The organism is Enterobacter cloacae complex sp. XAL002, from assembly GCF_049236805.1.
In the GTDB taxonomy this organism is placed as follows: Bacteria; Pseudomonadota; Gammaproteobacteria; order Enterobacterales; family Enterobacteriaceae; genus Enterobacter; species Enterobacter intestinihominis.
The window spans coordinates 132,539-146,473 of record NZ_JBMKJN010000013.1 but is presented as its reverse complement, the minus strand read 5'-3'; the positions used below and the strand labels follow the sequence as shown (position 1 = coordinate 146,473).

Sequence of the window (13,935 nt, the reverse complement as noted above, 5' to 3'; positions counted from 1 at the left end):
CAACCCGTAGGCCCGTGCAAGCGTAGCGCCGCCGGGCGAATCAGGCAACGATGCGGCCTTATGCCCTCACCCCGGCCCTCTCCCACGGGGAGAGGGAGAACACCGGCGCCATTTCATTGATTTTTCACCCCGAAAAAGGTACGTTTTCGCCTTCATTCCAGCGTGGACATGCCAGCATTATGCCGATTATTCAGTCTGTTGAACGTGCGTTGCAGATCCTCGACCTGTTCAACGAGCAGGCCACCGAGCTTAAGATCACCGACATCAGCAAACTGATGGGGCTGAGCAAGAGTACCCTCCACTCGCTGCTGAAAACCCTCCAGCTTCACGGCTATATCGATCAGAACCCGGAGAACGGCAAGTATCGCCTCGGCATGAAGCTGGTTGAGCGCGGTCATTTCGTCGTGGGCTCGATCGATATTCGCCAGAAGGCGAAAGGCTGGCTGACGGAGCTGTCCCAGCGGACCGGGCAGACCACCCATCTGGGGATCCTGGACGGTCGTGAAGGGGTCTATATCGAGAAGATTGAAGGCAAGCTGGCCGCCATCGCCTATTCGCGGATCGGCCGCCGCCTGCCGGTTCACGCCACCGCCATCGGCAAAGTGTTGATTGCCTGGCTGGGCGAGGCCGAGCTGAACACCCTGCTGGAGGGCTATCAGTACACCACCTATACCCCTTCCACCCTCGCCTCTCGCGAAGCATTAATGGCCGCTCTGGCGCAGACCCGCGAGCAGGGCTATGCCCTGGACAGCGAAGAGAACGAGCAGGGCGTGCGCTGCGTGGCGGTGCCGGTGTGGAACCACGAATCCCGCGTGATTGCCGCCCTGAGCCTGTCGACCTTGACCTCGCGCGTGGACGACGCCGAGCTGGCTAATTTCCGCGAGGAGCTTCAGCAGGCCGGGCTCGCGCTCTCACGCGCACTGGGCTATGCCGGCTCGTAGGTGAAGTAGTCGAAGTCCGCGTGGCAGCCGTCGCCGCTGATGTCCTCGCAGTGCAGTCCCACAAACGCACCGGTAAAGAAGCCGCGCCCGCCGATGTAGTCGTCCGACAATTTCCACGCCTCATACGTCACCGGCACGGTGTACCACGTCTCGCCGTCGAACGAGTAGCTGTAGCGGTAGACCAGCGTATCCACGTCCACCCTTAGCCATACGCTCTCGGCCTGTTCCGGCACCGGAATCGGCTGCTCGTGCAGCGGCCACGACGGCACGTTGTGGTCGAGCTGGATCACCTTGATGGTTCTCCCCTGCCCCTCCTCGTAGTCCACAAAGCAGTAGCTCCAGTTTTTGCTGTTGTAGTAGCAGGTCAGCCCCGCGCTCTGCTGGAAGTGGACCGGCGAGAACTGCATCCGCGTCTCGGCCCGGAAGGTGAAATGCTGCCAGCGGCGCGCCACGGTCGACTGGGTAAAGGTCGAGTTGAGCGAGTCGTTGCCGTAGAGCCGTAAGTAGCCCGGGCGGGCGGTAAGCGAGCCGAGGGTGTCGTCGAACGGAATGCGCAGGGTCTGTAGCTGCGGGTCAAGCGTGGTGCCGTCAAAATCATCCCACCAGTTACCCTGAGCGGCTGCGGGCTGCTCCGCCACCTGCGGGCCGGGCACGGTCAGCTGCGCGTGTTTGCCGCCTTCCACGTACGGCCAGCCGTCGCGCCACGCAATGCGGGCGATGCCGGTCTCGCGCCCCAGCGGGCAGTAGCCGCGCCCGCCGGAGGCCAGCAGCGGCACGCCGGGCAGGCGCAGCGGACGGCTGGTGAGGTAGGCCATGTACCATTCCCCGGTGTGGGTCTGCAGCAGCGAGCCGTGCCCGCTCTTCTGCAGCGGGTTCTCCGGCAGGTGCCAGCTGGTCATCATCGTCACGTCCGGGTGCAGCTCGTACGGCCCGTCGATGGTTTTTGCGCGCAGCACCACGACCGCGTGCTCGTAGCTGGTGCCGCCCTCTGCAACCATCAGGTAGTACCATCCCGCGTGGCGATAAAGATGCGCCCCTTCGGTGTAGCAGAGCGGCGTGCCGGTAAACAGAGTTTTGCGCTCGGGCGAGAGCGTGCCGGTCTGCGGATCAAACTCCTGCATCACGATAGTGTTGTGCGGGTTGCTGTGGTGGCGCGGCCCCCACGGGCGGTAGAGGTAGTATTTGCGGCCATCGTCGTCGTGGAACAGGGACGGATCGAACCCGCCGTTGCCCATCGGGATCGGCTCGCTCCACGGTCCCTCAATGGACGGCGCGGTGACGAGGAAGTTGCGGCCGTTTTTCCACGGCGAGTCGACAATCTTCACGTCGGTATAGAGCAGCCAGAATTTGCCGTCGGCGTAGCTCAGGCACGGCGCCCAGATGCCGCCGGAGTCCGGGTTGCCCTTCATGTCCAGCATCGACACGCGGTCCAGCGGGGTGCTGACCAGCGACCAGTTTTTCAGATCGCGGGAGTGGTAGATGCGCACGCCCGGGAACCACTCGAAGGTCGAGGTGGCGATGTAGTAGTCCTCGCCCTGACGGCACAGGGACGGGTCCGGGTTGAAGCCGGTGAGTATCGGGTTAGTAATTTCCATGTTGCCTCCGGTTAATGGGATGCGGCTGTCGCAGCGTCGGGAACGGCCTCGCCCTGCGACGCGCGGTGCTTGATCAGCTGCTGGCTGATGGCCTCCACGCGGGCGTCGGTGAGCTTGTAGAACGACAGCATGATGAACATGCCCGCGTAGAGCACCACCGGCACCACGCAGAACAGAATTTTGATGGTGGTCAGCACCTCGACCGGCTGCACGCTGCTGCTGGCGGAGTAGTTGACGTACGCCAGGATCCAGCCCACCACCGCCCCGCCAATCGCCAGGCCAATCTTCAGGCTGAACAGGTAGGTGGAGAACACCAGCCCGTCGAGGCGGCGTCCGCTACGGCTCTCCTCGTAATCCACCACGTCAGAGGCCATCAGCCACTGCAGCGGCGTGGTGGTGTTAAAGACGAACAGGAACAGAATGTTGAGGGCAAAAATCAGCGCGATGTGCTCCGCCGGGGTGACGAAAATCAGCAGGCTAATCAGCGAGTAAGCGACGATGATCCACTTGAAGGCGGTAACGCGGTCGAAGCGGCCCAGCAGGCGGGAGGAGCAGAGCGAGCCGAACATGGTGGCGAGGCTGCCGTAGAGTAAAAACTGGGTCGCCATCTCCGGGTGATCCATCACGTATTTCACAAAGTAGAGCGTCGCCCCGCCGCGCACCACGTTGGAGCAGGTCGCCATCATCTTGAAGGCACACATGATGCGCCACTGGCTGTTGCCCAGCAGCAGCTTAAGGTCTTTCGCCACTGACGAACCCGGCTGCACCTCAAAGGTGTAGCGCTCTTTGGTGGTAAAGAAGCAGACGTAGAGCAGCACCACGCCGCTCAGGCCCAGCACGCACATGGCGCCGAAATAACCCACCTGCTCGTTGCCTTTGCCAATGATGCTGACCAGCGGCAGCGCGATGCCGCTGATGGCGAGCGACCCCGCCGCCGCCAGGAAGAAGCGCCAGGACTGCAGGGCGTGACGCTCTTTCGGGTCGGCGGTAATGACGCCGGGCATGGCGCAGTACGGGACGTTAACGAAGGTGTAGACCAGAGTCAGCAGAATATAGGTTACGCAGGCGTAGATGATTTTGCCCTGCGCGGAGAAGTCCGGCGTGTAGAAGGTCAGCATGCAGACGATGCCGAACGGGATGGCGCCCCACAGCAGGAACGGGCGAAACTGGCCATGCCGCGTGCGGGTGCGGTCTACCAGCAGCCCCATCAGCGGGTCGGTCACGGCGTCGAGCACGCGGGAGACTAAAAACAGCGTCCCCATAATGCCCGCGAAGAGGCCAAACACGTCGGTGTAGAAATAGGCCAGCAGGAACATCGTGGCCTGCCAGACGAAGCCGCAGGCGGTGTCACCCAGCCCGTAGCCAATTTTGTCTTTCATGGTTAATTGCGTCATCAGAATTACACCCTTATGTAGTGTGCTGAATTACAACATCGTGTTAATGGAGTGTAATGAGCTGTTCAATTAACCAGCAATGGTCATATCTTATTTCTGAATTACGTTATTTTGCTTTTGTGACGCCAACGATATATCGCAACTTATTGTTTAAATTAGTAAATTGCAGACACGTAAAAACCGCCCGCGGACTATTTTCCGCAGACGATTTTCTCTCACAAAATAATTAAATACCGAGCGCTTTTTTACCGGCGTTAATTACCTCAATGATTTTATCGGTGTCATAAATACAGCCTTTCCAGGTGCCGCCGCTCACGGACTGTAATGCCGCCCACAGCCGGGTATCGTCCGGCAAAAAGCCGTGAGCGTGCAGGTCCGGATGCACCTGCCGCCGTGCCAGCTCGCGCGCGCCCTCTTCCGGCGTCAGCGGGTTGTCCGCGGTACCGATAAAGTTTACGCTGCCTGTTAATGTCAGGCGGTCCACCGCAATCTCAATGATGTCGTTATCGCGCAGCTTGCCTATCGGCCCGCCCGCCAGCGCCTCCGGCGACACGTGGCCGAAACAGGCGCCCGTCGACACGCCCGAGAAGCGCGCATCGGTGATTAACGACACCGTTTTGCCCCACGAGATGTGCTTCAGCGCGGAGGTGAGCTGGTAGGTCTCCTCCATGCCGGTGCCGGACGGTCCACCGCCGATCACCACCATGATATCGCCCTGCTCAATCTCTTCCCGCTTGATGGCCCTGATCGCCTGCGCTTCCGAGACAAACACCCGCACCCGGCCGGTGTGGCGGTAAACGCCATCTTCACCGACGACCGACGGGTCGATCGCCGTGGCCTTGATCACCGATCCTTCCGGCGCAATGTTGCCCGTCGGGAAGCAGACCGTCGAGGTCAGCCCTTTCGCTTTTGCTTTTTCCGGCGGCAGGATCACGTCATCCGGCTCCACGCCGTCCTGCTCGCGCAGGCACTGGCGGAAGCGCGCCCGGCGCTCGGACGCCAGCCACCAGTCGAGGTTCTCGCCGACCGTCTGGCCAGTAACGGTCATGGCATCCAGGTGCAGCAGGCCGAGATCGCGCAGGTGAAGCATCACCTCCGGCACACCGCCCGCGAGGAAGGCGCGCACGGTCGGGTGATAGTCCGGGCCGTTGGGCAGCACGCTCACCAGGCGCGGCACCCTGCGGTTGACGCGCGTCCAGTGTTCAACGTCCGGGATCGTGCAGCCCGCCGCGTGTGCGATGGCCGGAATGTGCAGCAGTAAATTGGTGGAGCCGCCGAACGCCGCGTGGATCACCATCGCGTTTTCGATGGCTTTATCGGTAAGGATATCGCGCGTGGTGATGCCGCGGTTATCCAGCTCGCTCACCGCCCGCGCCGACTGGCGGGCGATCTCCAGCCACACCGCCTGTCCGGACGGGGCCAGCGCGGAGTGCGGCAGCGCCAGACCCAGCGCTTCCGCGACCACCTGCGAGGTGCCCGCCGTGCCGAGGAACTGACACCCGCCGCCCGGCGACGCGCAGGCGCGACAGCCCAGCTCGGCGGCCTCCTGCAAGGAGAGTTCATGGTTGGCGAAGCGCGCGCCGATGGTCTGCACCTTGCCCGCATCTTCCCCCACGGTCGGCGGCAGCGTCGCTCCGCCTGGCACCAGAATGGTCGGCAGGTCGTGCATCGCGGCCAGCGCAATCATGGTGGCGGGCAGCCCTTTATCGCAGGTTGCCACGCCGATCACCGCCCGCCGCGTCGGAAGAGAGCGGATAAGACGACGAAACACGATCGCCGCGTCGTTACGATACGGCAGGGAGTCGAACATGCCGTGCGTGCCCTGCGAGCGCCCGTCACACGGATCGCTGACGAAGGCCGCGAACGGGATCCCCCCGTTGCGTGTGATCTCCTTCGCCGCCGCCTGCATCTGCATGCCGATTTCCCAGTGTCCGGTGTGGTAGCCCAGCGCAACCGGGCGTCCGTCTCCGGCGCGGATGCCGCCCTGAGTACCGATAATCAGCACCTCTTTGCCGGTGAGCTTGTTGGCGTCCCAGCCCATCCCGGCGTTCTGCGTCATGCCGAACAGGTTGCCGCTGGGGGATTCCATCAGCATCTGCGGAGTCAGCGGCAGCGCGCCCTGCGGACCCACCGCGTGGGTGATCACCGCATAAAACGCGTCGTCCTGTGGGGTGAAAATTTTCTCAATGGTCATCGTTATCGTCCGGCTCAGCAGAGCTTGAGCTGTTGTAGCAGGTTTTTCAGCTGCGCCTTACGCGGCTCGTCCAGCGGCGAGGCTGGTGGCAGGACGTGCGTAGAAATTGGACGACCGCAGAGCACGATCGCCTCTTTAATGACGTTCACAAACGGCGTATCCAGCTGATACATCTGCGGGATTTGCAGCAGGGTCTGATGATACTCAGCCGCTTTCGCCACGTCTTTATCCCGCCAGGCTTTCAGAAGATTTACCGACACCTGCGGAGCAAAGTTACCGCTGGCCGAGATCGCCCCGTCACCGCCGAGCAGCAGGGTATTAAACAGATGATCGTCGTAGCCGCAGAGCACGGTAAAGTGTGGATGGGCCGCTTTAACGGTGTGGATCATGCTGCGCAGGTGGGCGACGGAGTCGATGGTGTCTTTGATGCCGACGATGTTACTGCGCGAGTCGGCGAGGGTTTTCACCAGCGCCGGGGTCAGATCCTGCCCGGTCAGCGCCGGGAAGTTATAGAGCATCACCGGCAGCGTGACGCTGTCGGCCACCTGTTCGAAATAGCGGAGCAGGTTCGCTTCCGACACTTTCCAGTAGTAAGGGTTGATCACCACGATGCCGTCCGCGCCCGCCAGCTGCGCGTGCTGGCTCAGCTCAATGGTTTCCCGGGCGTTGGTGCCGCCGGTGCCGATCAGGACCGGCACACGACGATCGACATGATCGATCGCAAACCGGGCAATGGATTTACGCTCTTCGGCGCTGAGCTGGGAGAACTCGCCGCCGCTGCCCAGGAAGAACAGGCCGTCGACGCCCGCAGCGATCAGATCGTCGATCAGCGCGGCGGTGCCCGGCTTATCAAGCTGGCCATCGGCGGTAAAAATGGTGGAGACAGGGGGAATGATACCCGTGAACAACGCGGACTGCGGCATGTGATCTCCTTTCTGAATCATTTTGTTCTACATTATAGAACAGCGTTCATTAATTTAACGATCATACTATGACGGAGAAAAAGCACAGGTAAATGGGAGATGAGGAGGGAGTGCGGGAAGTTTAAGCTGGATCACATTATGCGTGGGTGCGGTCTGGTTCCCTCACCCTAACCCTCTCCCAAGGGGAGAGGGAACTTTTACACCCTCTCCCCTTGGGAGAGGGCCGGGGTGAGGGGTTACTCTACCAGCATCTTCACCACAACCTTACGCACCTGCGCCGGCGCTCCCGCCGCGCACAGCGGCTTATGCACTTCGCCCGGCCAGAACACCACAAAATCCCCTTCGCTCAGCACCACGGTTTTCTCCTGCTCGCCTTCCGGCAGGAACGCGATGTCTTTGTCCGCCAGCCAGTCGGTGTCCGGCGTGCCGTGCGGCAGGGTGCTGAAGGTCATCCCTTCCTGCCCCTTCAGCACAATCTGAATATCCAGGTAGCGTGCATGGTATTCAGCGCGACGCTCAGCGAACGGCTGGGTCATGTCCTCCGATACCAGATAAAACAGGCTGTTGCCGCTGATGTCGTGCTTGCCGGTCGGCGTCGCGTCGGTGACGTGGGTCTTAACGTGCTCAATGGCCTGGCGCAGCTCTTCTGGTAGCCAGGACTGGAGATGATGAATATTGCCAATAATCATGATACAACCCTCAAATTAAAACATTGTTTCATTTTAATCTTTTATACGAGAATCGCCTCTCCCATACCAGCCCTTTTTAGACAAGATTTGCGCCAGCGCATGTTTATCGGAAAATGTGTTAATTCACTGTTAATTACATAAAGGCATTTATGCAGTCGTTATGCATAACCTCATTTCCTAAGCTTTACGCAACTTATCTAACTCGCTGAATTTAAAACGTAACTCACAAAACCTGTTGTTGCATCACACTTTATCACTTCGGTTATTTCCTTTAAAAATCCATAATTATTTATCGATTTCTCTTAAGTGAAAAATAGTTAACTGTCATTATTGCATAGCTATTCTCGAGGCAAAATTTTATTCATTGAAATCAACAGCATAACTAAATATTTCAAAGCATGTAATTCTACAAAACAATAACAACCTCAAATATTGCCACCCGTTCCTGCTTAGCTATTCATCCCGTAATAATATGAAATTAATCATTATCTGATACGAATCATGCAATTGAAAATAAACTGCTCAATATCGGTTTTCGCGTGAGCAGCGTCACAATAACCATTATTTAAGCGCCTACTATGAATCACGAAATCAATTGAGCTTAGCCGCCATGAAATTAAACACATCACATGGCGCATGCCCTTTTTATTCTGAAAAAAAGTTAAAGGAATAATTATGGAAAAGCATTACGTCGGTTCTGAAATTGGTCAATTGCGTAGCGTTATGCTGCATCGTCCTAATTTAAGTCTTAAACGTTTAACGCCATCGAATTGTCAGGAGCTGTTATTTGATGACGTGCTCTCGGTTGAGCGGGCGGGAGAGGAGCATGATATCTTCGCAAACACGCTGCGCGAGCAGGGTGTGGAAGTCCTGCTATTGACCGACCTTCTTACGCAAACGCTTGATATTGCCGAAGCAAAAGCCTGGCTTCTTGAAACACAAATCTCCGACTACCGCCTCGGCCCAGCCTTTGCCGGCGACGTCCGCGGCTGGCTGGCGGATATGCCGCACCGCGAACTGGCGCGCCGATTAAGCGGCGGATTAACCTACGGTGAAATTCCGGCGGCTATTAAAAATATGGTGGTCGATACCCACTCGGCGAATGATTTTATTATGAAACCGCTGCCGAACCACTTATTTACCCGCGATACCTCCTGCTGGATTTATAACGGCGTGTCCATTAATCCGATGGCGAAACCGGCCCGTCAGCGCGAAACCAATAATCTTCGCGCAATATATCGCTGGCATCCCGCATTTGCCGACGGCGAGTTTATTAAGTATTTCGGCGACGAGAATATTAATTACGACCACGCCACTTTAGAAGGCGGCGACGTATTAGTGATTGGTCGCGGGGCGGTATTGATCGGCATGTCCGAACGCACCACCCCGCAGGGCGTGGAGTTCCTCGCTAACAGCCTGTTTAAACATCGTCAGGCCGAGCGCGTGATCGCCGTTGAGCTGCCGAAACATCGCTCCTGCATGCACCTCGACACCGTGATGACCCACATCGACGTGGACACCTTCTCCGTTTACCCGGAAGTGGTGCGCAAGGACGCCCAGTGCTGGACACTCACCCCGGACGGACGCGGCGGCCTGCTGCGTACCCAGGAAACCGACCTGCTGCACGCCATCGAAAAAGCCCTCGGCATTAACCAGGTGCGCCTGATCACCACCGGCGGCGATGCCTTTGAAGCCGAACGCGAGCAGTGGAACGACGCCAACAACGTCCTGACCATCCGTCCGGGCGTGGTGATCGGCTACGAGCGCAACGTCTGGACCAACGAGAAATACGACAAGGCGGGCATCACCGTGCTGCCGATCCCGGGCGACGAGCTGGGGCGCGGTCGCGGCGGCGCGCGCTGCATGAGCTGCCCCCTGGAACGCGACGGAATTTAAAGGAGCCATCATGGAACGAAAACCCACTCTGGTTGTGGCCCTGGGCGGCAACGCGCTGCTCAAGCGCGGCGAGCCGCTGGAAGCGGACATCCAGCGTCAGAACATCGAGCAGGCCGCCCGCACCATCGCAGGCTTAACGGAGCAATGGCGCGTGGTGCTGGTGCACGGCAACGGCCCGCAGGTCGGGCTGCTGGCGCTGCAAAACAGCGCCTACGACAAAGTCACCCCCTACCCGCTGGACGTTCTTGGCGCCGAAAGCCAGGGAATGATCGGCTACATGCTCCAGCAGGCGCTGAAAAACAATCTGCCCCAGCGCGAGGTGAGCGTCCTGCTCACGCAGGTGGAAGTGGACGCCGCCGACCCGGCGTTCAGCAACCCGACCAAGTACATCGGCCCGGTCTACAGCGAAGCCCAGGCGAAAGCGCTGGCCGCGGAAAAAGGCTGGGTGTTCAAGGTCGACGGGGCCTATTTCCGCCGCGTGGTGCCCTCTCCGCAGCCGAAGCGCATCGTGGAGAGCGACGCCATTACGGCGCTTATTCAGCGCGACCACCTGGTCATCTGCAACGGCGGCGGCGGCGTGCCGGTGGTGGAAAACGCCAACGGTTATCGCGGCATTGAGGCGGTGATCGACAAAGACCTCTCCGCCGCTCTGCTGGCGCGGCAGATCGAGGCCGATGCCCTGCTGATCCTCACCGATGCCGACGCAGTGTACCTCGACTGGGGCAAGCCGACCCAGCGCCCGCTGGCGCAGGTCACGCCGGAACTGCTCAGAGGCATGCAGTTCGACGCCGGATCGATGGGGCCAAAAGTGGCCGTCTGCCGCGAGTTTGTTGAAGCCTGCAACGGCATTGCCGGGATCGGCGCGCTGGCCGACGGCGCGGAGATCCTGGCGGGCGAGAAAGGCACGTTGATTCGTAACTGAGCACCCATTTCCCCTCACCCTAACCCTCTCCCCAAAGGGGAGAGGGGACGATTACACCCTCTCCCCTTTGGGGAGAGGGCTGGGGTGAGGGGTAAGGTCTTAGACATTAATTTTAAAAAGGATTTACTCATGACCATCAACCTGAAAAACCGCAACTTCCTGAAACTGCTGGACTACACCCCGGCGGAGATCCAGTACCTGATCGACCTCGCCATCGAGCTGAAGGCGGCCAAAAAAGCCGGTCGCGAAAAACAAACCCTGGTCGGGAAAAACATCGCCCTGATCTTTGAAAAAACCTCCACCCGCACCCGCTGCGCCTTTGAAGTGGGCGCGTTCGACCAGGGCGCGCAGGTCACCTACCTCGGCCCAAGCGGCTCGCAGATTGGCCACAAAGAGTCGATGAAGGACACCGCGCGCGTGCTGGGCCGCATGTATGACGGCATCGAGTATCGCGGCTACGGCCAGGCCATCGTTGAGGAGCTGGGCGAATACGCGGGAGTGCCGGTGTGGAACGGCCTGACCGACGAGTTCCACCCCACGCAAATCCTTGCCGACCTGATGACTATGCTGGAGCACTCTCCGGGCAAAACCCTGCCGGAGCTGAGCTTTGCCTACCTCGGCGACGCGCGCAACAACATGGGTAATTCGCTGATGGTCGGCGCGGCCAAAATGGGGATGGATATCCGCCTTGTGGCGCCGAAATCCTTCTGGCCGGAGGCCGGGCTGGTTGAACAGTGCCGCGCCATCGCCAAAGAGACCGGCGCGCGCATCACCCTCACCGACGATGTGGAAGAAGGCGTGCAGGGCACCGATTTCCTCTACACCGACGTGTGGGTTTCCATGGGCGAGCCGAAGGAGGCGTGGGCCGAGCGCGTTAGCCTGATGAAGCCGTATCAGATTAATGCGGACGTGATGAAGGCCACCGGTAATCCGAACGTCAAGTTCATGCACTGCCTGCCGGCGTTCCACAACGAACATACCAAAGTGGGCCGCGAAATCGAGATGGCGTACGGCCTGAAGGGGCTGGAGGTGACGGAAGAGGTCTTTGAATCCCCGAACTCCATCGTCTTCGACGAAGCAGAGAACCGCATGCACACCATTAAAGCGGTCATGGTGGCGACACTCGGCGACTAATCACCGCCCGGCGCGCCGCGGGGTGCGCCGGGTTCAGGAGAACATCATGGGCAAGTTCAAATTTCCCTCCGCTTATACCATTCTCTTTTTTCTGATTGCCGTGGTTGCCGTGCTGACGTGGATTGTTCCGGCCGGGCAGTACCATATGGCGATGAACGAGGCGCTCGGCAAAGAAGTGCCGGTTGCTGGCACTTACGCGCACGTGGCAGCGCACCCGCAGGGGCTCGTCTCCGTGCTGATGGCGCCGATTGCCGGGCTGTACGATCCGGAGTCCGGCCAGGCCGGGGCGATCGACGTGGCGCTGTTTATTCTGATCATCGGGGGGTTCCTCGGGATCGTCACTAAAACCGGGGCGATAGACGCCGGGATCGAGCGCGTCACCACCCGACTGCGCGGCCGCGAAGAGTGGATGATCCCGATCCTGATGGCGCTGTTTGCCGCCGGCGGCACGATTTACGGCATGGCCGAAGAGTCGCTACCCTTCTATACCTTACTTGTGCCGGTGATGCTGGCAGCGCGGTTCGATCCGGTGGTTGCGGCTTCTACCGTGCTGCTCGGCGCGGGGATCGGCACGCTCGGATCCACCATCAACCCGTTCGCCACGGTGATCGCCGCCAACGCCGCCGGGATCCCCTTCACCAACGGCATCATGCTACGCATCGCGCTGCTGGTGATCGGCTGGATCATCTGCGTGGCGTGGGTAATGCGCTACGCCCGCAAGGTGCGCAAAGATCCGTCGCTGTCGATCGTGGCGGATAAGCAGGAAGAAAATCGCGCCCACTTTCTCGGTAACAAGGGCGAGCAGTCGCTGGAATTTACCCCGGTGCGCAAACTCATCCTGGTGATCTTCGCCCTCGCCTTCGCGGTGATGATCTACGGCGTGGCGGTGCTGGGCTGGTGGATGGCGGAGATTTCGGCGGTGTTCCTCGCCAGTGCCATTATTGTCGGGCTGATCGCCCGCATGAGCGAAGAGGAGCTGACCTCAACCTTTATCAACGGCGCGCGAGATTTGCTGGGCGTCGCGCTGATAATCGGCATCGCGCGCGGTATCGTAGTGATCATGGATAAGGGCATGATTACCCACACCATTTTGCACAGCGCCGAGGGAATGGTCACCGGATTGTCGACGGTGGCGTTCATCAACGTGATGTACTGGCTGGAAGTGGTGCTGTCGTTTCTTGTGCCTTCTTCGTCCGGCCTGGCCGTTCTGACGATGCCGATCATGGCGCCCCTTGCCGATTTCGCTAACGTCAACCGCGACCTGGTGGTTACGGCTTACCAGTCGGCGTCCGGCATCGTCAACCTGATCACTCCCACCTCTGCCGTCGTGATGGGCGGGCTGGCTATCGCCCGCGTGCCCTACGTGCGTTATCTGAAATGGGTCGCGCCGCTGCTGGGGATTTTAACGGTGGTGATTATGGTGGCGTTAAGCCTGGGCGCTTTGTTGTGATTTGCCGGATGGCGCTGCGCTTATCCGGCCTACGGATCGGTGCGGTGCCACCGGTTATTTCGGGAACTGATATGGGAACTATGATGGATTACGAAGAGTACTCTCCCAAAGAGCAACTACAGCTAACGGTCTGCCAGCGTCTGATCGCGGAAAAGAGCTATCTCTCCCAGGAAGAGATCCGCCGCGACTTACAGGAGCGTGGTTTTGAGACCATCAGCCAGTCCACCGTTTCACGTCTGCTCAAGTTGCTTGGTGTCATAAAAATTCGCAATGCCAAAGGGCTAAAGATTTATTCGCTGAATCCCCAGCTTCGCCCGGCCCCCGACGCGGCGCGTACGGTCTCTGAAATGGTGGTGAGCGTGGAGCACAACAGCGAATTTATCCTTATCCATACCGTCGCCGGATATGGCCGCGCGGTGGCGCGTATTCTGGATTATCACCAGTTACCGGAAATTTTAGGTGTAGTGGCCGGGAGCAGTATTGTCTGGGTCGCGCCCCGCGTAGTGAAGCGCACCGCGCTGGTGCATAAGCAAATTAATTATTTACTCAGAACGCATTAATATTCACAAAGAACCGTTTGCATTGAGTAAAGCGTGCATTAAATCGCTTGATCCCAAAAGCGAGCTGCGTATAATGCCCGACAATTTGCCGGGAGGAAGCATGGTCAAGCGTGTACGACATAACGTCTTACCGCGTCTGAAATCAGACGCTGGCCTGCCGTTTTTCTTCCCGTTGCTAAACCTATTCCCAGAGCCCCTCATTTGAGGGGCTTTTTTTTGCCCGGCGTCAGGAGATAA

12 protein-coding genes and 1 pseudogene are annotated in these 13,935 nt (G+C 59.4%); 7 read left to right on the top strand and 6 right to left on the bottom strand.

Annotated features, from left to right (window positions below):
- Window positions 1-179: 179 nt before the first annotated feature.
- Window positions 180-941 (top strand): DNA-binding transcriptional repressor XynR, encoded by a 762-nt coding sequence (xynR, locus tag ACOT0L_RS14575; RefSeq protein ID WP_063146657.1) that lies wholly within the window; start codon window positions 180-182, stop codon window positions 939-941.
- On the opposite strand, the gene ACOT0L_RS14570 is transcribed toward xynR, so the two are convergent.
- The 5 genes from ACOT0L_RS14570 to ACOT0L_RS14550 form a co-directional block, all read right to left on the bottom strand.
- Window positions 926-2,536 (bottom strand): glycoside hydrolase family 43 protein, encoded by a 1,611-nt coding sequence (locus ACOT0L_RS14570; protein WP_063146627.1) that lies wholly within the window; start codon window positions 2,534-2,536, stop codon window positions 926-928. The two genes, xynR and ACOT0L_RS14570, sit on opposite strands and share 16 nt — an antisense overlap.
- Before the next feature lie 11 nt (window positions 2,537-2,547).
- Entirely contained in the window at window positions 2,548-3,930 is a 1,383-nt protein-coding gene (locus ACOT0L_RS14565) for an MFS transporter (protein ID WP_126503186.1), read from the bottom strand.
- A 226-nt stretch (window positions 3,931-4,156) separates the two neighbouring features.
- Entirely contained in the window at window positions 4,157-6,124 is a 1,968-nt protein-coding gene (gene yagF, locus ACOT0L_RS14560) for a xylonate dehydratase YagF (protein ID WP_126503188.1), read from the bottom strand.
- A gap of 14 nt (window positions 6,125-6,138) precedes the next feature.
- Window positions 6,139-7,047 carry a 2-keto-3-deoxygluconate aldolase gene (gene yagE / locus ACOT0L_RS14555; RefSeq protein ID WP_126503190.1) on the bottom strand — a complete coding sequence of 303 codons (909 nt, stop codon included), beginning with the start codon at window positions 7,045-7,047 and terminating at the stop codon, window positions 6,139-6,141.
- Window positions 7,048-7,283: 236 nt separating this feature from the next.
- Window positions 7,284-7,736, bottom strand: coding sequence for a YhcH/YjgK/YiaL family protein (locus tag ACOT0L_RS14550; RefSeq protein ID WP_126503192.1), 453 nt, complete (start codon window positions 7,734-7,736; stop codon window positions 7,284-7,286).
- Between the two features lie 675 nt (window positions 7,737-8,411).
- Between ACOT0L_RS14550 and arcA the strand changes: the two genes are divergently transcribed.
- The 5 genes from arcA (at window position 8,412) to ACOT0L_RS14525 (ending at window position 13,698) form a co-directional block, all read left to right on the top strand.
- Window positions 8,412-9,632 carry an arginine deiminase gene (gene arcA / locus ACOT0L_RS14545; protein ID WP_126503194.1) on the top strand — a complete coding sequence of 407 codons (1,221 nt, stop codon included), beginning with the start codon at window positions 8,412-8,414 and terminating at the stop codon, window positions 9,630-9,632.
- A 10-nt stretch (window positions 9,633-9,642) separates the two neighbouring features.
- Complete coding sequence (gene arcC / locus ACOT0L_RS14540; protein WP_126503196.1) at window positions 9,643-10,554, top strand: carbamate kinase; 912 nt, start codon at window positions 9,643-9,645, stop codon at window positions 10,552-10,554.
- 129 nt (window positions 10,555-10,683) lie between these two features.
- On the top strand, window positions 10,684-11,688 hold the full coding sequence (gene argF, locus ACOT0L_RS14535) for an ornithine carbamoyltransferase (RefSeq protein WP_003863360.1): 1,005 nt from the start codon (window positions 10,684-10,686) through the stop codon (window positions 11,686-11,688).
- Between the two features lie 46 nt (window positions 11,689-11,734).
- Window positions 11,735-13,138 (top strand): YfcC family protein, encoded by a 1,404-nt coding sequence (locus ACOT0L_RS14530; RefSeq protein WP_003863365.1) that lies wholly within the window; start codon window positions 11,735-11,737, stop codon window positions 13,136-13,138.
- Window positions 13,139-13,218: 80 nt separating this feature from the next.
- Entirely contained in the window at window positions 13,219-13,698 is a 480-nt protein-coding gene (locus ACOT0L_RS14525; protein WP_003863366.1) for an arginine repressor, read from the top strand.
- Window positions 13,699-13,701: 3 nt separating this feature from the next.
- Here the strand turns inward: ACOT0L_RS14525 and ACOT0L_RS14520 are convergent.
- A pseudogene (locus ACOT0L_RS14520) lies at window positions 13,702-13,819 on the bottom strand (hypothetical protein).
- Between ACOT0L_RS14520 and ACOT0L_RS14515 the strand changes: the two are divergent.
- Entirely contained in the window at window positions 13,799-13,903 is a 105-nt protein-coding gene (locus tag ACOT0L_RS14515) for a pyrBI operon leader peptide (RefSeq protein ID WP_022646880.1), read from the top strand. The pseudogene ACOT0L_RS14520 and the gene ACOT0L_RS14515 overlap by 21 nt on opposite strands.
- Window positions 13,904-13,935 lie beyond the last annotated feature (32 nt).